Source organism: Streptococcus sp. CL6.35, assembly GCF_049737915.1.
Classification (GTDB): domain Bacteria; phylum Bacillota; class Bacilli; order Lactobacillales; family Streptococcaceae; genus Streptococcus.
In genome coordinates, this window is sequence record NZ_JBKOTU010000006.1 from 52192 (window position 1) to 72835 (window position 20644).

Genomic DNA, 20644 nt, shown 5'->3' on the forward strand with positions numbered 1-20644 from the left:
TAAATGAAGTGGGAAATAGAAATGAAATTAAGAAGAAGTGATCGGATGGTTGTCATTTCCAACTATTTGATTAATAATCCTTATAAACTAACTAGTCTCAATACTTTTGCTGAAAAGTATGAATCTGCTAAATCATCCATCTCAGAGGATATCGTCATTATCAAACGAGCCTTTGAGGAAATTGAAATCGGTCATATCCAGACAGTAACTGGTGCTGGTGGTGGTGTCATTTTCACACCATCAATCTCAAGCCATGATGCCAAGGAAATGGTTGAGGACTTGCGTGCTAAGTTGTCAGAAAGTGACCGTATCTTGCCAGGTGGCTATATCTACCTGTCTGATTTGCTTAGTACACCAGCTATCTTGAAAAATATTGGTCGCATTATTGCCAAGAGCTTTATGGACCAAAAAATTGATGCGGTTATGACAGTAGCTACTAAGGGTGTTCCACTTGCAAATGCAGTTGCCAATGTCCTCAATGTTCCCTTTGTTATTGTGCGCCGTGACCTGAAAATTACCGAAGGTTCAACTGTCAGCGTCAACTATGTATCCGGTTCAAGTGGAGATCGCATTGAGAAAATGTTTCTTTCAAAACGCAGTCTCAAGGCAGGCAGCCGTGTCTTGATTGTGGATGACTTCTTGAAAGGCGGCGGAACTGTCAATGGGATGATTAGTCTCTTGCGTGAGTTTGATTCGGAATTGGCTGGTGTAGCAGTCTTTGCGGATAATGCCCAAGAAGAACGTGAAAAGCAGTTTGACTACAAGTCACTCTTGAAGGTAACCAATATTGATGTCAAGAACCAAACCATCGATGTTGAGGTTGGCAATATCTTTGACGAAGATAAATAAGAGATAGAACTAAAGGTTGGAACGATTGTCCCAGCCTTTCTTTGCAAATAGAATAGAAGGAAACTTATGAAAACACCATTTATCAATAAAGAAGACTTAGAAAAGATTGTTGCCGAGTTCCCGACTCCCTTTCACTTGTATGATGAGAAGGGAATTCGTGAAAAGGCAAGAGCCGTCAACCAAGCATTTTCGTGGAACAAGGGCTTTAAGGAATATTTTGCAGTTAAGGCTACTCCAACTCCAGCTATTTTGAAAATTCTCCAAGAGGAAGGTTGCGGTGTGGACTGCTCTAGTTATGTGGAGCTTTTGATGAGTCATAAATTGAATTTCCCTGGTTCTGAGATCATGTTCTCTTCAAACAATACGCCAGACAAGGAATACGCCTATGCACGTGAATTGGGTGCGACCATTAACTTGGATGCCTTTGAAGATATTGAACATCTAGAGCGTGCAGCAGGCATTCCAGAAATCATCTCTTGTCGTTACAATCCTGGAGGCGTTTTCGAACTGGGGACAGACATCATGGACAATCCTGGAGAAGCCAAGTTTGGCATGACCAAGGATCAGCTCTTTGAAGCTTTTGCCATCTTGAAGGAAAAAGGAGCTAAGACTTTTGGGATTCACTCCTTCCTAGCGTCTAATACCGTCACCCATCTCTATTACCCAGAGTTGGCTCGTCAGCTCTTTGAATTGGCTGTTGAAATCAAGGAAAAGTTGGGCATTTCGCTAGACTTTATCAATCTTTCTGGCGGTATTGGTGTCAACTATCGTCCAGACCAGGAGCCAAATGATATCGCTTTGATTGGTGAGGGAGTTCGTAAGGTTTATGAAGAGGTTCTTACGCCAGCAGGTCTTGGTCAGATCAAGATTTTCACCGAATTGGGTCGTTTTATGCTAGCCCCTCACGGTGCTTTGGTCACAAGAGTCACTCATAAGAAGAAAACTTACCGTACTTATCTGGGTGTGGATGCATCAGCAGTCAACCTCATGCGTCCAGCTATGTACGGAGCCTACCATCATATTACTAACGTGACCCATCCAGATGGACCAGCTGAAGTGGTAGATGTGGTTGGTTCACTCTGTGAAAACAATGATAAATTTGCAGTGAATCGCGAACTGCCTCATACAGAAATCGGTGATTTGCTGGTCATTCATGATACAGGTGCTCACGGTTTTTCAATGGGCTACCAGTACAATGCCAAACTTCGTTCTGCGGAAATCCTCTATACCGAAGAAGGCAAAGTCCGTCAAATCCGCCGTGCAGAGCGCCCTGAGGACTATTTTGCAACCTTATATGGCTTTGATTTTGAAGAATAAAATGATAAGTAATTGAAAATGAAATTGAAAAACAGATTGCTTTCTAAAAAATAGGCAAAAATCTTGTTTTTCCTTCAAGTCGTGATATAATAAAACTATAAAACGTTTTCAAGGAAGGTAACGATATGTCTGAAGAAACAATTGATTATGGACAAGTGACAGGAATGGTGCATTCGACAGAAAGTTTTGGGGCGGTAGATGGCCCTGGTATTCGCTTTATTGTCTTTTTGCAGGGCTGTCACATGCGTTGCCAGTATTGCCACAACCCAGACACTTGGGCTATGGAGTCCAATAAATCACGTGAACGGACGGTAGATGATGTCTTGACAGAAGCCTTGCGTTATCGCGGTTTCTGGGGAAATAAGGGTGGGATTACAGTCAGTGGAGGAGAAGCCCTCTTGCAGATTGATTTCCTGATTGCCCTCTTCACCAAGGCTAAGGAACAAGGAATCCACTGTACCTTGGACACCTGTGCCCTTCCATTCCGTAATAAACCACGTTACCTTGAAAAGTTTGACAAACTCATGGCTGTCACTGACTTGGTTCTCTTAGATATCAAGGAAATCAACGAAGAACAGCACAAAATTGTCACTAGCCAAACCAATAAAAATATCTTGGCTTGTGCCCAGTATCTATCAGATATTGGGAAACCTGTCTGGATTCGCCACGTGCTAGTTCCAGGATTGACAGATAGAGATGATGACTTGATTGAACTTGGTAAGTTCGTCAAGACCCTCAAAAATGTTGATAAGTTTGAAATTCTGCCTTATCACACTATGGGTGAGTTTAAATGGCGTGAACTGGGAATTCCTTATTCCCTCGAAGGGGTCAAACCACCAACAGCAGACCGCGTTAAGAACGCTAAAAAACTCATGGATACCGAAAGTTATCAAGACTATATGAAACGTGTACATGGATAAAAAAGAAGCCTGATGGAAACATCGGGCTTTTGATACTCAATGAAAATCAAAGAGCAAACTAGGAAGCTAGCCGCAGGCTGTACTTGAGTACGGCAAGGCGAAGCTGACGTGGTTTGAATTTGATTTTCGAAGAGTATGACTTGCAAAAAAGACTTAGCAAACTAGCTAAGCCTTTTTCTTCTTATCTCGAACGTTGTTTTCCAGCGTTGCGATTTTTGTGTTTTTTCTTGCTTGTGATAGCAGTTGGTTGTTCAGGGGTAACGTCTTTTCGTCCACTTGGTGTAGAGAAAGCACGTGCTTTTGGTGGGTTCTTGGCTAGTTCTTCACGGACTTTTTTGCGAAGTTTTGGACGAACGATATAGTTGACGATAAACTGTTGGAGAATCATCATGAAACCACCGACAACCCAGTAAAGTGTGACACTGGCTGGTGAAATGAGGGAGAAGACAACAATCGTGATTGGGCTCACGTAAGCCATTTTCTTGATTTGTTCTCTTTGCGTTTCGTCTTCTACTCCGTGAAGTGAAAGGAGCGATTGAAGATAGTAAAGAATACCAGCGAAGGCAACCAAAATCATACTTGGAGAACCTAGAGGAATTCCTAGGTAGCTTGCTTGAGCAACACCTTCAGTATGTTGGGCAGCAAAGTAGATAGCTGAGAAGAAAGGCATTTGAAGGAGGATAGGGAAACATCCTACACCACCAAACATGCTGATGCCGTGCTCTTTTTGAGCTGCAAAGAGGGCTTGTTGGGCTTCGAGTTTTTCTTCTTGAGTAGTTGCTTCTTTGAGACGTGTTTGGTGTGGCTCAAGGACGTGCTTGAGGGCATTCATCTTTTCAGAGTGAAGTGTCGCCTTCCATGATTGGTAGATACCAAGTGGCAAGATAATCAAGCGCACGATAATGGTTACGATAATGATAGCGACACCAAAGCCTAGACCTTTATCAGTAGCGAAGTACTTGATAGCTTCTCCCATCGGGGCACCCAAGAAATCCCAAACGGGACCAATTGGCTTACCTGTTGCTTTATCAATCTGAACGCAACCTGTCAAAACAAGTAACATAGCCACTCCCATAGCTGAGAGTGCAAAACGTTTAATAGATTTCACTGTTTTTATTCCTTCTTTAAAAATTATACCTTTCTATTCTACTGTTTTTTTACAAAATATACAATAGTTCTAGAGACCTAATTTGCGATTTTAAAGTCAGGGTAGGGAGGAAAGTTGCTCAGTTTGACATCTAAGTAGCTGACTTTTGAAAAAGGTGTGGGTCCTTTGCGGATTTCTTGGATAAATTTTGCCATGGTAGCAGATGAGTCTGCTTGGGCTAATATTTCGACTGTGCCATCGTCGTTATTCCATACCCGACCTGTGATACCACCAATTTCAAGTGCCAAGCTGTAAACACCCCAACGAAAGCCGACTCCCTGCACCCTACCTTGGGCAATCATTCTAACCTTTTGCATACCAAACCCCTTTGATTGTGTTATAATATTTCTATGACTATTATAACCTCAAAAGCCAATTCTGTGGTAAAAAATGCCAAGAAATTACACCAAAAAAAATACCGCAAGTCTGCCTATTTGATTGAAGGCTGGCACTTGTTTGAAGAAGCTGTTCAAGCTGGAGTGACAATTGAAAAAATCTTTGCTCTAGAAAATTACCGAGATCAGTTAGCTGCTTTTCCGCAAACTGTCTGGGTGTCAGAGGATATTTTGCTAGATTTGGCGGATTCTCAGACTCCACAGGGAATTGTTGCCGTGGTTCAAAAAGAAGAAGTAGGACAAGCTGATTTGAGTCAGGGCAAGTTCTTGTTTTTGGAAGATGTGCAAGATCCTGGTAATGTGGGAACGATCATTCGGACTGCGGATGCAGCAGGTTTTACTGGAGTGATTGTTTCAGATAAGTCGGCAGATATCTACAGTCTCAAGACCTTACGTTCGATGCAAGGCAGTCATTTTCATCTGCCTATTTACCGAATGTCTAGTCAAAGGCTTCTCGAGGGAGCTAAAGAGGCAGGTGTACCTGTGCTGGCAACAACCCTATCTAAAGATTCTGTTGATTACAGAGAACTGCCTTCTATAGAAAATTTTGTACTAGTCATGGGAAATGAGGGTCAAGGAATTAGTCCCCTCATGGTTGAAAGTGCAGACCAGTTGGTCCATATTAGCATGAAGGGTCAGGCCGAGAGTCTCAATGTTGCCGTTGCAGCAGGTATTTTAATTTTCCATTTAAGCTAATTTTAACTTTCTTTGTTATAATCAAGGAAAGATGTTCATAGAAAAGGAGAAAAGATGAATCACACTATTATTCATGACCGCGCAGGTCTCAATCAATTTTACGCTAAGGTTTATGCCTTTGTTGGTCTGGGGATCGGACTATCTGCTTTGGTATCAGGCCTTATGTTGACGGTCTTTCAATCTCAGTTGGTTTACTTTTTGATGCAGGGGCGTCTCTGGTTGACCATTGCTACTTTTGCAGAGTTGGCCTTGGTTTTCGTTGCCAGTAGCATGGCCTTAAAGAATAGTCCAGCGGCTCTTCCAGTATTTTTACTTTACTCAGTATTAAACGGCTTTACACTCAGTTTTGTGGTGGCCTTCTATACTCCAGGTACAGTTTTATCTGCCTTTGTGTCGAGCGCCCTTCTCTTCTTTGTCATGGCGGCAGTTGGCATGTTCACCAAGAAAGACTTGAGCGGGCTTGGTCGAGCGATGATGGCGGCTCTTATCGGTTTGCTGATTGCCATGGTAGTTAATATTTTCTTGGCTAGCGGTTTCTTTGATTATATGATTAGCGTAGCCATGGTTTTGGTTTTCTCAGGGCTGATTGCTTCAGATAACCAAAAAATTCGCTATGCCTATGAGCAATCACAAGGTCGTGTAGCGACAGGTTGGGTTGTGTCAATGGCTCTTAGTATCTATCTTGATTTTATCAATCTTTTCCTAAGTATTTTACGTATCTTTGGTCGCAATGACTAGAAGGTCCCTAACATCAGTGTTCGAAGGAGCACTGATTTTTTTCGTATTTGCTCTTTTCTTTTCTTGGAAATAGGTGTATAATGCTTTTAATTAATTTTTTGAGGAGTAGTTTATGAAGAAAAGTTTTATCCATCAACAAGAAGAGATTTCCTTTGTCAAAAACACTTTTACCCAGTATTTGAAAGATAAGTTAGAAGTTGTCGAAGTTCAAGGTCCTATCTTGAGTAGGGTCGGTGACGGGATGCAGGACAACTTATCAGGTGTGGAGAATGCTGTATCGGTCAAGGTTCTCCAAATCCCTGATGCTACTTATGAAGTGGTGCACTCCCTTGCCAAATGGAAACGCCACACTTTGGCTCGTTTTGGTTTCGGTGAAGGTGAAGGTCTTTTCGTCCACATGAAGGCCCTTCGTCCAGACGAAGATTCGCTTGATGCGACCCACTCTGTTTATGTTGACCAGTGGGACTGGGAGAAAGTTATCCCAAATGGTAAACGTAATATCGCTTATCTAAAAGAAACAGTTGAGAAGATTTACAAGGCTATTCGTCTTACTGAGCTAGCTGTTGAAGCCCGCTATGACATCGAATCAATCTTGCCAAAACAAATCACTTTTATCCACACAGAAGAGTTGGTAGAACGCTACCCAGATTTGACACCAAAAGAGCGTGAAAATGCTATTTGTAAAGAATTTGGAGCAGTATTCTTGATCGGTATCGGTGGTGAATTACCAGACGGTAAACCGCACGATGGACGTGCACCAGACTACGATGACTGGACAAGTGAGTCTGAAAATGGTTACAAGGGTCTAAATGGTGATATTCTTGTTTGGAATGAGTCTCTGGGGGGAGCCTTTGAGTTGTCTTCTATGGGAATCCGTGTAGATGAAGAAACGCTTCGTCGTCAGGTTGCCATTACAGGTGATGAAGACCGCTTGGAATTGGAATGGCACAAGGCTTTGTTGAATGGTCTATTCCCATTGACAATCGGTGGAGGAATTGGACAATCTCGGATGGCCATGTTCCTACTTCGCAAGAAACACATCGGAGAAGTGCAAACAAGTGTTTGGCCTCAAGAAGTCCGCGATACTTACGAAAATATTTTGTAGAGAATCGAACCGCAAGGTTCGGTTTTCTTTCTCTTTTCGCCCATAATTTGGTATAATAAACGGTATGAAAATCGTATCAGGAATCTATGGGGGACGTCCCCTCAAGACACTAGAAGGAAAGACGACAAGACCTACTTCGGATAAGGTTAGGGGAGCTATTTTTAACATGATTGGTCCCTACTTTGAAGGTGGACGAGTCTTGGACCTTTATGCAGGTAGTGGTGGTTTATCTATCGAGGCAGTATCGCGTGGCATGGCCAGTGCTGTTTTGGTGGAGAGAGATCGTAAAGCTCAGGCTATCGTGGCTGAAAATATTCAGATGACCAAGGAAGTTGGAAAATTTCAACTCCTCAAGATGGATGCAGAAAGGGCATTGGAACAGGTATCTGGCGAATTCGACCTCATTTTCTTAGACCCTCCTTACGCCAAGGAACAAATCGTAGCAGATATTGAAAAAATGGCTGAGAGAGCGCTTTTTTCTGAAGATGTCATGGTCGTGTGTGAGACGGATAAAGCCGTTGAGCTTCCAGAAGAAATTGCCTGCCTGGGTATCTGGAAGGAAAAAATTTATGGAATTAGTAAGGTGACAGTATATGTCAGATAAGATTGGCTTATTCACAGGCTCATTTGATCCGATGACAAATGGGCATCTGGATATGATTGAACGGGCGAGCAGACTTTTTGATAAGCTCTATGTCGGTATTTTTTTTAATCCCCACAAACAAGGATTTTTCCCTCTTGAAAATCGTAAACGGGGGTTAGAAAAGGCTGTGAAACATTTGGGAAATGTTAAAGTTGTGTCTTCTCATGATGAATTGGTAGTTGATGTCGCAAAAAGACTGGGGGCAACTTGCCTAGTGCGGGGTTTGAGGAATGCAGCGGATTTGCAATATGAAGCCAGTTTTGATTACTACAACCATCAGCTGTCTCCTGATATAGAGACAATTTATTTACATAGCCGACCTGAACATCTCTATCTCAGTTCATCCGGTATTAGAGAGCTATTGAAGTTTGGTCAGGATGTTGCCTGCTATGTTCCTGAGAGTATTTTGGAGGAAATAAGAAATGAAAAAAAAGATTAGATGGCCCTTATATGTCATTGCGGCCTTGATTGTGACTTTCTTGGCATTTGTAGTGCCCTTGCCCTATTATATAGAGGTTCCAGGTGGTTCGGAAGATATTCGCCAAGTCCTTAAAGTCAATGACACAGAAGATAAGGAAGCTGGTGCCTATCAATTCGTTACGGTTGGTGTCCAGCACGCTACTTTAGCCCATATGATTTATGCTTGGTTGACGCCTTTTACAGATATTCGTAGTGCCCAGGAGACTACAGGTGGTTCTTCCGATGTTGAATTTATGCGGATCAATCAATTCTACATGCAGACATCGCAGAATATGGCTAAGTATCAAGGGCTAAAAACAGCTGGTAAGGATATTGAACTAAAATATCTTGGGGTTTATGTTTTGACTGTGACGGATAATTCGACCTTTAAAGGGATTCTCAACATCTCTGATACGGTCACAGCAGTCAATGATCAGACATTCGACAGTTCCAAAGACTTGATTGATTACGTCAATTCTCAAAAACTAGGGGACTCCGTCAAGGTGACCTATGAAGAGGATGGGCAAACCAAGTCTGCAGAAGGTAAGATTATTACCTTGGAAAATGGCAAAAATGGAATTGGAATTGGCTTGATTGACCGTACAGAAGTGACCAGTGATGTCCCAATTCGCTTTTCAACAGCCGGTATCGGCGGACCAAGTGCTGGTCTCATGTTTAGTCTGGCCATCTATACCCAGATATCTGACCCTGGCCTTCGAAATGGCCGTATCGTTGCCGGTACAGGAACCATTGACCGCGATGGGAATGTGGGGGACATTGGAGGTATTGATAAGAAAGTTGTAGCTTCGGCTAGAGAAGGTGCTGCTATTTTCTTTGCTCCAGATAACCCTGTTAGCGAAGAAGAACAAAAAGCACATCCTGATGCGAAAAACAACTACCAAACAGCCCTAGAAGCAGCTAAAACAATCAAGACAGATATGAAAATCGTGCCAGTTAAAACCCTACAAGATGCAATTGATTACTTGAAAAACAATCCCTAGTTTTAAGTTAAGTTTCCAAACTAGCGCACAAACAGAGAAGATGGTATAATAGTCAAATGGTTCAATTATTATTCACTCTAAGCAGTCACATGCTCTTTATTTATGTGAGTTTTTACCTTTTAAAGAATCTTGTTAGATGGGAAAAGGTTTTAAAAGTGACAGCTGAGAATACAGGAAAAGTTCGTTTACTAGTAGCCTTTTTTAGCATTGTAATGGGCTACATCATGAGTTCTTTCTTTATCAGCCTATATCAGTTGTGGCAAGAAGCGTTTAGAGGATTATTATAAAATCAAGAGTAAAGGAAATAAGTATGGAAAAAATTGTGGTTCAAGGTGGCGATAATCGTCTGGTAGGAAGTGTTACGATCGAAGGAGCAAAGAATGCAGTCTTACCCTTGTTGGCAGCGACAATTCTAGCAAGTGAAGGAAAGACCGTCTTGCAGAATGTTCCTATCTTGTCAGATGTTTTCACTATGAATCAGGTGGTTCGTGGTTTAAATGCCAAGGTGGATTTTAATGAAGAAGATCATCTTGTTGAGGTGGATGCGACTGGCGATATCACTGAGGAAGCTCCTTACAAGTATGTCAGCAAGATGCGTGCATCTATCGTTGTCTTGGGACCAATTCTTGCTCGTGTAGGTCATGCTAAGGTATCCATGCCAGGTGGTTGTACGATTGGTAGCCGTCCTATTGATCTTCATTTGAAAGGTCTGGAAGCTATGGGGGCTAAGATTAGTCAGACAGCTGGTTACATCGAAGCCAAGGCAGAACGCTTGCATGGCGCTCATATATATATGGACTTTCCAAGTGTTGGTGCAACGCAGAACTTGATGATGGCGGCTACCCTGGCTGATGGGGTGACAGTGATTGAAAATGCTGCGCGTGAGCCTGAGATTGTTGACCTAGCCATTCTCCTCAATGAAATGGGAGCCAAGGTTAAGGGTGCTGGTACAGAGACCATTACCATTACCGGTGTTGAGAAACTTCATGGTACGACTCACAATGTAGTCCAAGACCGTATCGAAGCAGGAACCTTTATGGTAGCTGCTGCCATGACTGGTGGTGATATCTTGATTAAAGACGCTGTCTGGGAGCACAACCGTCCCTTGATTGCCAAATTGCTTGAAATGGGAGTGGAAGTGACAGAGGAGACTGAAGGAATTCGAGTTCGCTCTCAACTAGAAAATCTAAAAGCTGTTCATGTAAAAACCTTGCCCCACCCAGGATTTCCAACAGATATGCAGGCCCAATTTACAGCCTTGATGACCGTCGCAAAAGGCGAATCAACTATGGTGGAGACAGTTTTTGAAAATCGTTTCCAGCACTTAGAAGAAATGCGTCGCATGGGCTTGCATTCTGAGATTATCCGTGATACAGCTCGTATTGTTGGTGGACAAGCTTTGCAGGGGGCAGAAGTTCTTTCGACTGACCTTCGTGCCAGCGCAGCCTTGATTTTGACAGGTTTGGTAGCACAAGGAGAAACTGTAGTTGGTAAATTGGTTCACTTGGATAGAGGTTACTACCGTTTTCATGAGAAGTTGGCACAGCTAGGTGCTAAGATTCAGCGGATTGAGGCAAGTGATGAAGATGAATAAGAAATCAAGCTACGTAATCAAGCGTTTACTTCTAGTCATTTTGGTACTGTTTTTAGGTGCTCTAGCCCTAGGTATCGGCTTAATGGTAGGTTATGGAATCTTGGGCAAGGGTCAAGATCCATGGGCTATCCTGTCTCCAGCAAAATGGCAGGAATTGATTCATAAATTTACAGGAAATTAGGCTGGAGAACCAGTCTTTTTCTAGAGATAAGGAGAAAAATGGATAAAAAAACAAGACAGACACTGATCGGACTGCTAGTGTTATTACTCTTATCTGCGGGAAGCTATTATATCAAGCAGATGCAGTCGACATCTAATAGTCCTAAAACCAAACTTAGTCAGAAAAAACAAGCGTCTGAAGCTCCTAGTCAAGAGTTGGCAGAAAGTGTCTTAACAGATGCAGTCAAAAGCCAAATAAAAGGGAGTCTTGAGTGGAATGGCTCAGGTGCTTTTATCGTCAATGGTAATAAAACAAATCTAGATGCCAAGGTTTCAAGTAAACCTTACGCTGATAATAAAACAAAGACAGTGGGCAAGGAAACAGTGCCAACCGTAGCTAATGCCCTCTTGTCTAAGGCTACTCGCCAGTACAAGAATCGTGAAGAAACTGGGAATGGTTCGACTTCATGGACTCCTCCAGGCTGGCATCAGGTTAAGAATCTAAAGGGGTCTTATACCCATGCGGTCGATAGAGGTCACTTGTTAGGCTATGCCTTAATCGGTGGCTTGGATGGTTTTGATGCCTCGACAAGCAATCCTAAAAACATTGCTGTTCAAACAGCCTGGGCAAATCAGGCTCAAGCCGAGGATTCGACTGGTCAAAACTACTATGAAAGCATGGTACGTAAGGCCTTGGACCAAAACAAGCGTGTCCGTTACCGTGTAACTCTTTATTATGCTTCAAACGAGGATTTAGTTCCTTCAGCTTCACAGATTGAAGCCAAGTCTTCAGACGGAGAATTGGAATTTAATGTCCTAGTTCCCAATGTTCAAAAGGGACTTCAACTGGATTACCGAACTGGAGAAGTAACGGTAACTCAGTAAAAGATAACATAAACTCCTATGTCACTTGTGGATATAGGAGTTCTTTTTTACTAGTTTAAGCAGGGCTACAATATACAATGATACTCAATGAAAATCAAATTGCAAACTAGGAAGCTAGCCACAGGTTGCTCAAAGCACAGCTTTGAAGTTGCAGATGAAGCTGACGTGGTTTAAAGTGAATTTCGAAGAGTATGAGAAAAAATAATATGTACTGGACTATATTTTGTGATATAATAGAGGGTAAGATACTATTTTAGGAGAAGAACTATGGAAGACCCAAGTAGTCAGAATTTGTTGCTACAATTTGTTTTATTGTTTATCTTGACAGTGTTAAATGCTTTTTTCTCAGCCACAGAAATGGCCATGGTTTCACTTAACCGTGCGCGGGTTGAACAAAAGGCAGAAGAAGGAGATAGACGCTATATCCGTCTGCTGAAGGTACTAGAAAATCCTAACCACTTTTTATCAACCATTCAAGTAGGGATTACCCTGATTACGATCTTATCAGGGGCGAGTTTGGCAGACACTCTGGGACGAGAAATTGCATCTTGGCTTGGAAATGGTGAAACATCTTATGCCGTTGCAAGTTTTCTATCTTTAGCATTTTTGACTTATATTTCCATCGTTTTTGGGGAATTGTATCCTAAAAGAATCGCTCTTAATCTAAAGGATGCCTTGGCGATTCGTACAGCGCCAGTTATCATTGGGCTTGGGAAACTAGTTAGTCCCTTTGTTTGGCTCTTGTCTGCATCTACCAATCTCTTGAGTCGCTTGACTCCTATGACCTTTGACGATGCTGATGAAAAAATGACCCGTGATGAAATTGAGTACATGTTGACAAATAGTGAAGAAACACTAGATGCTGACGAAATTGAAATGTTACAAGGAATCTTTTCACTGGACGAATTAATGGCCAGAGAAGTCATGGTTCCTCGAACGGATGCCTTTATGGTAGATATTCAGGATGATAGTCAAACCATCATCCAAAGTATTTTAAAACAAAATTATTCTCGTATCCCTGTCTATGATGGGGATAAGGACAATGTGATTGGGATTATTCATACCAAGAGTCTCCTTAATGCGGGCTTTGTGGACGGTTTTGACAATATTGTTTGGAAGAAAATCTTACAAGATCCTCTTTTTGTTCCTGAAACTATTTTTGTGGATGACTTGTTAAAAGAATTACGCAATACCCAAAGACAAATGGCGATTTTGTTAGATGAATACGGTGGAATGGCTGGTTTGGTGACACTTGAAGACCTCTTAGAGGAAATCGTTGGGGAAATCGATGACGAAACAGATAAGGCTGAAATCGAAGTTCATAAAATTGGAGAAGATACTTATATTGTTCAAGGTACCATGAATCTCAATGATTTTAATGACTACTTTGATGTTGAACTGGAAAGTGATGACGTTGATACCATCGCTGGTTACTATTTGACAGGAGTGGGGACCATTCCAACGACTGAAAAGCTCAGCTATGAGTTGGTAAGCCAAAACAAACAGCTTATCCTAACCAATGATAAAGTGAAAAATGGACGTGTTACCAAGGTAAAAGTCCAAATTACCGAAGTTGAAATAGAAGAAGAAACAGAGTAAACTAGAGGCTTTTGTCATCATGCGTGACAAAGCTTTTTTCAGTTGATTTTAAAAGGGAATAGTATCCTCGAAAAACTCAGTCCCCAAATCCGCCCCAAAACTTTTCTAAATCTATCCTTATTTATCCAAAGAAAAAGAAAAAAGCCCTTCAAATTGGGCTTTCTGTTCATGTGAAACCTGATAAATCAAGTTATAGAAGGCGGTAGACGGATTTGAACCGACGATCAAGCTTTTGCAGAGCCGTGCCTTACCACTTGGCTATACCGCCTTAACGTTTATTATTATACCTTGAAAATGATTTTCAGTCAATAGCTTTTTCAGATTTTTTGTGTCAATAAGCCTAAATATTCTGAAAATTCGTTTACTTTTCTTGAAATCTATGGTATAATTGATGATAACCTATACTTTATCAGAGGAGTAAATAAATGAAAAAAAGTAGAGTCTTTGTTGCAGCAGGAGTTGCTTTATTGGCAACAGGTGTGTTAGTAGCTTGTGGGAATTCAAAATCATCTGATTCGACAGCTCCTAAAGCTTATGGCTATGTTTATACAGCAGACCCAGAAACTTTGGACTACCTGATTTCAAGTAAAAATAGTACAAAAGTAGTGACTTCAAATGGGATTGATGGTTTATTTACTAACGATAATTACGGAAATCTTACTCCTGCAGTGGCAGAGGATTGGGAAGTCTCTAAGGATGGTTTGACATACACCTATAAGATTCGTAAAGGGGTTAAATGGTTTACCTCGGATGGTGAAGAATATGCTGAAGTGACTGCTAAAGATTTCGTGAATGGATTAAAACATGCGGCAGATAAGAAATCAGAAGCCCTATATCTAGCTGAAACTTCTGTTAAAGGTTTGTCTGATTATTTGGCTGGAAATTCAAAAGATTTCTCTACAGTAGGTGTCAAAGCGGTTGATGATTATACGCTTCAATATACTTTAAACCAGCCAGAACCATATTGGAATTCTAAGTTGACTTATTCCATTTTCTGGCCTCTGAATGAAGAATTCGAAACATCAAAAGGAAGCGATTTTGCTAAACCAACAGATCCGACATCCTTGCTTTATAATGGACCATTCTTGTTGAAAGGGTTGACTGCAAAATCTTCTGTAGAGTTTGTGAAAAATGATCAATATTGGGACAAAGAAAATGTCCACCTAGATACTATAAATCTAGCTTACTATGATGGCTCAGATCAGGAGTCGCTAGAGCGTAACTTCACTAGCGGAGCTTATAGTTATGCCCGTCTTTTCCCTACCAGTTCCAACTATTCTAAGATAGCAGAAGAGTACAAAGACAATATCTATTACACACAACCAGACTCTGGGATTGCTGGTCTGGGTGTGAATATTGATCGCCAAAGATACAACTATACTTCTAAAGCTACAGATTCAGAGAAAGCAGCTACTAAGAAGGCATTGCTTAACAAAGATTTCCGTCAAGCCTTGAATTTTGCTCTTGATCGCTCAGCTTACTCTGCTCAAATCAATGGTAAAGATGGAGCAGCTTTAGCAGTTCGTAATCTATTTGTAAAACCAGACTTTGTTTCAGTTGGTGAGAAGACCTTTGGTGATTTAGTCGCTGCTCAACTTCCTGCTTATGGAGATGAGTGGAAAGGTGTGAATTTAGCTGATGGGCAAGATGGTTTATTCAATGCTGACAAGGCCAAGGCAGAGTTTGCGAAAGCTAAGAAAGCTTTAGAAGCAGACGGCGTTCAGTTCCCTATTCATCTGGATGTTCCAGTAGACCAAGCAGCAAAAAACTACATATCTCGTATTCAGTCCTTTAAACAATCTGTAGAAACAGTTCTTGGTGTTGAAAATGTCGTGGTTGATATTCAACAAATGACAAGTGATGAATTTCTTAATATTACTTACTATGCTGCCAATGCTTCATCTGAGGATTGGGATGTATCGGGAGGAGTTTCATGGGGACCAGACTATCAAGACCCATCTACTTACCTGGATATTTTAAAAACAACTAGCAGTGAAACTACAAAAACATATTTAGGATTTGATAATCCAAATAGCCCTTCAGTAGTTCAAGTTGGTTTGAAAGAATACGATAAATTAGTTGATGAAGCTGCCAAAGAGACAAGCGACTTGAATGCCCGTTATGAAAAATATGCAGCGGCTCAAGCTTGGTTGACAGATAGTTCTCTCTTTATTCCTGCTATGGCTTCTGCTGGTGCAGCACCGGTGGTTTCACGAGTTGTTCCATTTACTGGTGCTTCTGCGCAAACAGGCTCTAAGGGTTCGGATGTTTACTTCAAATATTTGAAATTACAAGATAAAGCGGTGACTAAGAAAGAGTATGAAAAAGCTCGTGAAAAATGGTTGAAAGAAAAAGCTGAATCAAATGAGAAAGCTCAAAAAGAATTGGCAAGTCATGTGAAGTAAATAATTTCTAATAGAACTTTCTCTCCATGAGGAGAAGGTTCTTTTGGGGTTTTTAAAGGAAATAATATGAAAAAATATATTTTTATGCGTGTTTTGCGGTCATTGGTTTCGATTTTCTTAGTAACAACCTTGACTTACACGATTATCTATACAATGGTTCCTCGAAAATTGATTTTCAAACAGGATACCAACTATAACAAGATTGCGACAACTGCTGATAAGCGTGATAACTATGAGAACACTGTTTATGAGCGTATGGGCTATATCGAGTACTACGATACCAAGGAATTGCAAGAAAAAGCTAGCCAGATGGATGCTTCTGTAACAGTTGAAGCCAATGACACCAACAAGGCCATCTATGAAAAATACATCAAACAAATCGGTCATGGTTGGACCTTGGGAGAATTTACTGAAAGTGGCCAATTCTATGCTACTCGTGAAATCCCAATTTTTGAACGTGTTTTCAAATTCTATGCTAACTTGATTGACATTGACCATACTAATAAAATTCAAGACCCTGAAAATCCAGACTTGAAACGTTACCTTCGTTTCGAAAACGATCCAGCTATCGGATGGTCATTGGTCGGTTCAGGAACAAAACACAAATATCTCTTGTACTTCAACAGTCAGTTCCCATTTGTGCATCAAAACTTTGTGAACATTAATTTAGGTGACTCTTATCCAACCTATGCTAATAGCCCTGTTTTACAGGTTATTACTCAAGGACAAGGCCAAACAAAAACGGGTCAAGTTCAGTTCCCAACAGGTAAGAAAACTTCATCTGTAAATATTTACTCAAGAACCTATAAATCACCTAGTCAGGCTGATTCTCGTGAAGTAGCCAACTACGGGAAAGATGATCCGTATACAGCTACTGAAAGCAACTACCAATATCCTTCAATGATTGCCAGCTCTGCTGTTGTTGGATTGATTGGTTTGGTGATTTCTTATGCGATTGCCGTGCCACTTGGTTCAGCTATGGCTCGCTTCAAGAATACTTGGATTGATAGCTTCTCAACAGGGGCTTTGACCTTCTTGATGGCCCTTCCAACCATTGCTTTGGTTTACATTGTTCGTTTGATTGGATCATCAATTGGTCTTCCAGATTCATTCCCTATTTTGGGTGCTGGAGATTGGCGTTCGTATGTTTTACCAGCAGTTATCCTTGGTTTGTTGGGTGCTCCTGGTACAGCTATTTGGATTCGTCGTTACATGATTGACTTGCAGTCACAGGACTTTGTTCGTTTTGCTCGTGCCAAAGGTTTGTCTGAAAAAGAAATTTCAAACAAACACATCTTTAAAAATGCCATGGTTCCGCTGGTTTCAGGAATTCCTGGTGCCGTTATCGGGGTTATCGGTGGTGCAACCCTTACTGAAACAGTCTTCGCCTTCCCAGGTATGGGTAAAATGTTGATTGATTCTGTAAAAGCATCTAATAACTCTATGGTCGTTGGTCTTGTCTTCATCTTTACATGTATTTCTATCTTCTCTCTTCTTTTGGGAGATATTTGGATGACTATTATTGACCCACGTATTAAATTGACTGAGAAAGGAGGCAAATAATGTCTACAATCGATAAAGAAAAATTTCAGTTTGTAAAACGTGATGATTTTGCCTCTGAAACCATTGATGCGCCAGCTTATTCATACTGGGGTTCAGTGTTTAGACAATTTATGAAGAAGAAATCAACTGTAGTCATGTTGGGAATCTTGGTAGCTATCATTTTAATGAGTTTCATCTACCCAATGTTTTCTAAGTTTGATTTCAATGATGTCAGCAAGGTAAACGACTTTAGTGCTCGTTATATAAAGCCAAATGCTGAGCATTGGTTCGGTACAGACAGTAACGGTAAATCTCTCTTTGACGGTGTCTGGTTCGGAGCTCGTAACTCTATCCTCATTTCTGTGATTGCGACAGTGATTAACTTGGTTATCGGTGTTTTTGTCGGTGGTATTTGGGGAATTTCAAAATCAGTTGACCGCGTGATGATGGAAGTTTATAACGTCATCTCAAACATCCCATCTCTTTTGATTGTCATTGTCTTGACTTACTCAATCGGTGCGGGATTCTGGAATCTGATTTTTGCCATGAGTGTAACAACATGGATTGGGATTGCCTTCATGATTCGTGTGCAAATCTTGCGTTACCGTGATTTGGAATACAACTTGGCATCACGCACTTTGGGAACTCCAACCTTGAAGATTGTTGCCAAAAATATCATGCCACAATTGGTATCTGTTATTGTGACAACCATGACTCAAATGCTTCCAAGCTTTATCTCATACGAAGCCTTCTTGTCATTCTTCGGTCTTGGATTACCGATTACCGTGCCAAGTTTGGGGCGTTTGATTTCAGATTATTCACAAAACGTAACAACTAATGCTTACTTGTTCTGGATTCCATTGACAACTCTTGTCTTGGTATCCTTGTCCCTTTTCGTAGTTGGTCAAAACTTAGCGGATGCTAGTGATCCACGTACACATAGATAGGAGTAGAAATGACAAAAGAAAAAAATGTAATTTTGACTGCTCGCGATATTGTCGTGGAATTTGACGTTCGTGACAAAGTATTGACAGCCATTCGCGGCGTTTCCCTTGAACTAGTTGAAGGAGAAGTATTAGCCTTGGTAGGTGAGTCAGGATCAGGAAAATCTGTTTTGACAAAGACTTTCACAGGTATGCTTGAAGAAAATGGTCGCATTGCCCAAGGTAGTATTGACTACCGTGGTCAAGATTTGACAGCTTTATCTTCTCATAAAGATTGGGAACAAATTCGTGGGGCTAAGATTGCGACTATCTTCCAAGATCCAATGACTAGTTTGGACCCAATTAAAACAATTGGTAGTCAGATTACAGAAGTTATTGTAAAACACCAAGGAAAAACAGCTAAAGAAGCGAAAGAATTGGCGATTGACTACATGAATAAGGTTGGGATTCCAGACGCAGATAGACGTTTTGATGAATACCCATTCCAATATTCTGGAGGAATGCGTCAACGTATCGTTATTGCTATTGCCCTTGCCTGCCGACCTGATGTCTTGATCTGTGATGAGCCAACGACAGCCTTGGATGTGACCATCCAAGCTCAGATTATTGATTTGCTAAAATCTTTACAAAACGAGTACCATTTCACAACAATCTTTATCACCCATGACCTTGGTGTGGTAGCAAGTATTGCGGATAAGGTAGCAGTTATGTATGCGGGAGAAATCGTTGAGTATGGAACTGTTGAGGAAGTCTTCTATGACCCTCGCCATCCATATACATGGAGTCTCTTGTCTAGCTTGCCTCAACTTGCTGATGATAAAGGGGATCTTTACTCAATCCCAGGAACACCTCCGTCACTTTATACTGACCTGAAAGGGGATGCCTTTGCCTTGCGTTCTGACTATGCAATGCAGATTGACTTTGAACAAAAAGCTCCTCAATTCTCAGTATCAGAGACACATTGGGCTAAAACTTGGCTACTTCATGAGGATGCTCCGAAAGTAGAAAAACCAGCTGTGATTGCAAATCTCCATGATAAGATTCGTGAAAAAATGGGATTTGCCCATCTGGCTGACTAGGAGGAAGGAAATGTCTGAAAAATTAGTAGAAATCAAAGATTTAGAAATTTCCTTCGGTGAAGGAAGTAAGAAGTTTGTCGCGGTTAAAAATGCTAACTTCTTTATCAACAAGGGAGAAACTTTCTCGCTTGTAGGTGAGTCAGGTAGTGGGAAAACAACTATTGGTCGTGCCATCATTGGTCTAAATGATACAAGTAATGGTGATATCATTTTTGATGGTCAAAAGATTAATGGTAAGAAATCGCGTGAACAAGCTGCGGAATTGATTCGTCGAATCCAGATGATTTTCCAAGACCCTGCAGCAAGTTTGAATGAACGTGCGACTGTTGATTATATTATTTCTGAAGGTCTTTACAATCATCATCTGTTCAAGGATGAAGAAGAACGTAAAGAGAAAGTTAAAAATATTATCCGTGAAGTGGGCCTTCTTGCTGAGCACTTGACTCGTTACCCTCATGAATTCTCAGGTGGTCAACGTCAACGTATCGGTATTGCCCGTGCCTTGGTCATGCAACCAGACTTTGTTATTGCGGATGAGCCCATTTCAGCCTTGGACGTTTCTGTGCGTGCTCAAGTCTTGAACTTGCTCAAAAAATTCCAAAAAGAACTTGGTTTGACCTATCTCTTCATCGCCCATGACTTGTCTGTCGTTCGCTTTATTTCAGATCGTATCGCAGTTATTTACAAGGGTGTTATTGTAGAGGTTACAGAAACAGAAGAATTGTTTAACAATCCAATTCACCCATATACTCAAGCCTTGCTTTCAGCGGTACCAATCCCAGATCCAATCTTGGAACGTAAGAAGGTCTTGAAGGTTTACGACCCAAGTCAACACGACTATGAGACTGATAAGCCATCTATGGTAGAAATCCGTCCAGGTCACTATGTTTGGGCTAACCAAGCCGAATTGGCACGTTACCAAAAAGGATTAAACTAATAATGGTTTTATAATTTCCATGTCAACTTTTATGGAAATTATAAACCTTTTTTTGTTGGACTGATTTGAAAGTCTTTGAAAGCTACCTGAAAGAATTTTCGAAAAATTTTAAAAAATTCTGAAATATTCTTGACAGGTGATGAAAAAGGTGGTAAGATAGGAAACATCAAAAAAGAAAGCAGAAAAAGAAATGAATAAGAAACAAGCTGTAACGATGAATCAAAACTTTT

The 20644-nt window shown here is 41.0% G+C and carries 21 protein-coding genes and 1 tRNA gene; 19 read left to right on the top strand and 3 right to left on the bottom strand.

Annotated elements, in window-relative coordinates; translation table 11 throughout:
• Positions 1 to 21 precede the first annotated feature (21 nt).
• The 3 genes from purR (at position 22) to pflA (ending at position 3086) form a co-directional block, all read left to right on the top strand.
• Positions 22 to 849: a pur operon repressor gene (purR, locus tag ACLNCP_RS07915; protein ID WP_004255834.1), complete on the top strand. Its 828-nt coding sequence runs from the start codon at positions 22 to 24 to the stop codon at positions 847 to 849.
• Positions 850 to 915: 66 nt separating this feature from the next.
• Complete coding sequence (locus tag ACLNCP_RS07920) at positions 916 to 2166, top strand: diaminopimelate decarboxylase (RefSeq protein WP_424844286.1); 1251 nt, start codon at positions 916 to 918, stop codon at positions 2164 to 2166.
• Between the two features lie 125 nt (positions 2167 to 2291).
• On the top strand, positions 2292 to 3086 hold the full coding sequence (gene pflA, locus ACLNCP_RS07925) for a pyruvate formate-lyase-activating protein (protein WP_004255837.1): 795 nt from the start codon (positions 2292 to 2294) through the stop codon (positions 3084 to 3086).
• 181 nt (positions 3087 to 3267) lie between these two features.
• Here pflA and yidC read toward each other — a convergent pair whose 3' ends face one another.
• Together yidC and ACLNCP_RS07935 are read right to left on the bottom strand one after the other, a co-directional pair.
• Positions 3268 to 4194: a membrane protein insertase YidC gene (gene yidC / locus ACLNCP_RS07930; RefSeq protein WP_261067097.1), complete on the bottom strand. Its 927-nt coding sequence runs from the start codon at positions 4192 to 4194 to the stop codon at positions 3268 to 3270.
• Positions 4195 to 4271: 77 nt separating this feature from the next.
• Positions 4272 to 4550 (bottom strand): acylphosphatase, encoded by a 279-nt coding sequence (locus tag ACLNCP_RS07935; RefSeq protein WP_001174616.1) that lies wholly within the window; start codon positions 4548 to 4550, stop codon positions 4272 to 4274.
• Between the two features lie 33 nt (positions 4551 to 4583).
• On the opposite strand from ACLNCP_RS07935, the gene ACLNCP_RS07940 reads away from it, so the two are divergent.
• The 11 genes from ACLNCP_RS07940 to ACLNCP_RS07990 all read left to right on the top strand — a co-directional run bounded on the left by ACLNCP_RS07940 (position 4584) and on the right by ACLNCP_RS07990 (position 13507).
• Positions 4584 to 5324 (top strand): RNA methyltransferase, encoded by a 741-nt coding sequence (locus ACLNCP_RS07940; protein WP_261067096.1) that lies wholly within the window; start codon positions 4584 to 4586, stop codon positions 5322 to 5324.
• A gap of 54 nt (positions 5325 to 5378) precedes the next feature.
• Complete coding sequence (locus ACLNCP_RS07945; protein WP_078237944.1) at positions 5379 to 6062, top strand: Bax inhibitor-1/YccA family protein; 684 nt, start codon at positions 5379 to 5381, stop codon at positions 6060 to 6062.
• A gap of 112 nt (positions 6063 to 6174) precedes the next feature.
• Positions 6175 to 7167: an aspartate--ammonia ligase gene (gene asnA, locus ACLNCP_RS07950; RefSeq protein ID WP_000748003.1), complete on the top strand. Its 993-nt coding sequence runs from the start codon at positions 6175 to 6177 to the stop codon at positions 7165 to 7167.
• Positions 7168 to 7231: 64 nt separating this feature from the next.
• Positions 7232 to 7771 (top strand): 16S rRNA (guanine(966)-N(2))-methyltransferase RsmD, encoded by a 540-nt coding sequence (rsmD, locus tag ACLNCP_RS07955; protein ID WP_049492813.1) that lies wholly within the window; start codon positions 7232 to 7234, stop codon positions 7769 to 7771.
• Positions 7761 to 8249: a pantetheine-phosphate adenylyltransferase gene (coaD, locus tag ACLNCP_RS07960; RefSeq protein WP_049492816.1), complete on the top strand. Its 489-nt coding sequence runs from the start codon at positions 7761 to 7763 to the stop codon at positions 8247 to 8249. The genes rsmD and coaD overlap by 11 nt, the downstream gene beginning before the upstream one ends.
• Entirely contained in the window at positions 8233 to 9270 is a 1038-nt protein-coding gene (locus ACLNCP_RS07965; RefSeq protein ID WP_049492818.1) for a SepM family pheromone-processing serine protease, read from the top strand. The genes coaD and ACLNCP_RS07965 overlap by 17 nt, the downstream gene beginning before the upstream one ends.
• Positions 9271 to 9326: 56 nt before the next feature.
• A complete protein-coding gene (locus ACLNCP_RS07970) occupies positions 9327 to 9557 on the top strand; it encodes a DUF1146 family protein (RefSeq protein WP_000250398.1) in 231 nt (76 codons plus the stop codon).
• A gap of 23 nt (positions 9558 to 9580) precedes the next feature.
• Complete coding sequence (gene murA / locus ACLNCP_RS07975; protein ID WP_084926075.1) at positions 9581 to 10864, top strand: UDP-N-acetylglucosamine 1-carboxyvinyltransferase; 1284 nt, start codon at positions 9581 to 9583, stop codon at positions 10862 to 10864.
• Positions 10857 to 11045, top strand: coding sequence for a DNA-directed RNA polymerase subunit beta (locus ACLNCP_RS07980; RefSeq protein ID WP_004241151.1), 189 nt, complete (start codon positions 10857 to 10859; stop codon positions 11043 to 11045). Before murA ends, ACLNCP_RS07980 begins: the two co-directional genes overlap by 8 nt.
• A gap of 38 nt (positions 11046 to 11083) precedes the next feature.
• Positions 11084 to 11908 carry a DNA-entry nuclease EndA gene (endA, locus tag ACLNCP_RS07985; RefSeq protein WP_078237947.1) on the top strand — a complete coding sequence of 275 codons (825 nt, stop codon included), beginning with the start codon at positions 11084 to 11086 and terminating at the stop codon, positions 11906 to 11908.
• 267 nt (positions 11909 to 12175) lie between these two features.
• Complete coding sequence (locus ACLNCP_RS07990) at positions 12176 to 13507, top strand: hemolysin family protein (protein ID WP_000390027.1); 1332 nt, start codon at positions 12176 to 12178, stop codon at positions 13505 to 13507.
• Between the two features lie 197 nt (positions 13508 to 13704).
• On the opposite strand, the gene ACLNCP_RS07995 is transcribed toward ACLNCP_RS07990, so the two are convergent.
• Positions 13705 to 13775 (bottom strand) — tRNA-Cys (locus ACLNCP_RS07995).
• A 157-nt stretch (positions 13776 to 13932) separates the two neighbouring features.
• Between ACLNCP_RS07995 and ACLNCP_RS08000 the strand changes: the two genes are divergently transcribed.
• From ACLNCP_RS08000 to ACLNCP_RS08020, 5 genes are all read left to right on the top strand, one after another.
• Positions 13933 to 15912, top strand: a complete 1980-nt coding sequence (locus ACLNCP_RS08000; protein ID WP_261067093.1) for a peptide ABC transporter substrate-binding protein — start codon at positions 13933 to 13935, stop codon at positions 15910 to 15912.
• Between the two features lie 66 nt (positions 15913 to 15978).
• Entirely contained in the window at positions 15979 to 17475 is a 1497-nt protein-coding gene (locus ACLNCP_RS08005) for an ABC transporter permease (protein ID WP_424844287.1), read from the top strand.
• Positions 17475 to 18401, top strand: coding sequence for an oligopeptide ABC transporter permease OppC (gene oppC / locus ACLNCP_RS08010; RefSeq protein ID WP_023943436.1), 927 nt, complete (start codon positions 17475 to 17477; stop codon positions 18399 to 18401). Before ACLNCP_RS08005 ends, oppC begins: the two co-directional genes overlap by 1 nt.
• An 8-nt stretch (positions 18402 to 18409) precedes the next feature.
• Positions 18410 to 19477, top strand: a complete 1068-nt coding sequence (locus ACLNCP_RS08015; protein ID WP_000159550.1) for an ABC transporter ATP-binding protein — start codon at positions 18410 to 18412, stop codon at positions 19475 to 19477.
• Positions 19478 to 19487: 10 nt separating this feature from the next.
• Positions 19488 to 20414, top strand: coding sequence for an ATP-binding cassette domain-containing protein (locus ACLNCP_RS08020; RefSeq protein ID WP_424844288.1), 927 nt, complete (start codon positions 19488 to 19490; stop codon positions 20412 to 20414).
• The last annotated feature ends 230 nt before the right edge of the window (positions 20415 to 20644 follow it).

Bases quoted from the DNA above. Each gene is read 5' to 3' on its own strand.
- purR (WP_004255834.1), top strand. From the start codon at position 22: ATGAAATTAAGAAGAAGTGATCGGATGGTTGTCATTTCCAACTATTTG.
- ACLNCP_RS07920 (WP_424844286.1), top strand. From the start codon at position 916: ATGAAAACACCATTTATCAATAAAGAAGACTTAGAAAAGATTGTTGCC.
- pflA (WP_004255837.1), top strand. From the start codon at position 2,292: ATGTCTGAAGAAACAATTGATTATGGACAAGTGACAGGAATGGTGCAT.
- ACLNCP_RS07935 (WP_001174616.1), bottom strand. From the start codon at position 4,550: ATGCAAAAGGTTAGAATGATTGCCCAAGGTAGGGTGCAGGGAGTCGGC.
- ACLNCP_RS07940 (WP_261067096.1), top strand. From the start codon at position 4,584: ATGACTATTATAACCTCAAAAGCCAATTCTGTGGTAAAAAATGCCAAG.
- ACLNCP_RS07945 (WP_078237944.1), top strand. From the start codon at position 5,379: ATGAATCACACTATTATTCATGACCGCGCAGGTCTCAATCAATTTTAC.
- asnA (WP_000748003.1), top strand. From the start codon at position 6,175: ATGAAGAAAAGTTTTATCCATCAACAAGAAGAGATTTCCTTTGTCAAA.
- rsmD (WP_049492813.1), top strand. From the start codon at position 7,232: ATGAAAATCGTATCAGGAATCTATGGGGGACGTCCCCTCAAGACACTA.
- coaD (WP_049492816.1), top strand. From the start codon at position 7,761: ATGTCAGATAAGATTGGCTTATTCACAGGCTCATTTGATCCGATGACA.
- ACLNCP_RS07965 (WP_049492818.1), top strand. From the start codon at position 8,233: ATGAAAAAAAAGATTAGATGGCCCTTATATGTCATTGCGGCCTTGATT.
- ACLNCP_RS07970 (WP_000250398.1), top strand. From the start codon at position 9,327: ATGGTTCAATTATTATTCACTCTAAGCAGTCACATGCTCTTTATTTAT.
- murA (WP_084926075.1), top strand. From the start codon at position 9,581: ATGGAAAAAATTGTGGTTCAAGGTGGCGATAATCGTCTGGTAGGAAGT.
- ACLNCP_RS07980 (WP_004241151.1), top strand. From the start codon at position 10,857: ATGAATAAGAAATCAAGCTACGTAATCAAGCGTTTACTTCTAGTCATT.
- endA (WP_078237947.1), top strand. From the start codon at position 11,084: ATGGATAAAAAAACAAGACAGACACTGATCGGACTGCTAGTGTTATTA.
- ACLNCP_RS07990 (WP_000390027.1), top strand. From the start codon at position 12,176: ATGGAAGACCCAAGTAGTCAGAATTTGTTGCTACAATTTGTTTTATTG.
- ACLNCP_RS08000 (WP_261067093.1), top strand. From the start codon at position 13,933: ATGAAAAAAAGTAGAGTCTTTGTTGCAGCAGGAGTTGCTTTATTGGCA.
- ACLNCP_RS08005 (WP_424844287.1), top strand. From the start codon at position 15,979: ATGAAAAAATATATTTTTATGCGTGTTTTGCGGTCATTGGTTTCGATT.
- oppC (WP_023943436.1), top strand. From the start codon at position 17,475: ATGTCTACAATCGATAAAGAAAAATTTCAGTTTGTAAAACGTGATGAT.
- ACLNCP_RS08015 (WP_000159550.1), top strand. From the start codon at position 18,410: ATGACAAAAGAAAAAAATGTAATTTTGACTGCTCGCGATATTGTCGTG.
- ACLNCP_RS08020 (WP_424844288.1), top strand. From the start codon at position 19,488: ATGTCTGAAAAATTAGTAGAAATCAAAGATTTAGAAATTTCCTTCGGT.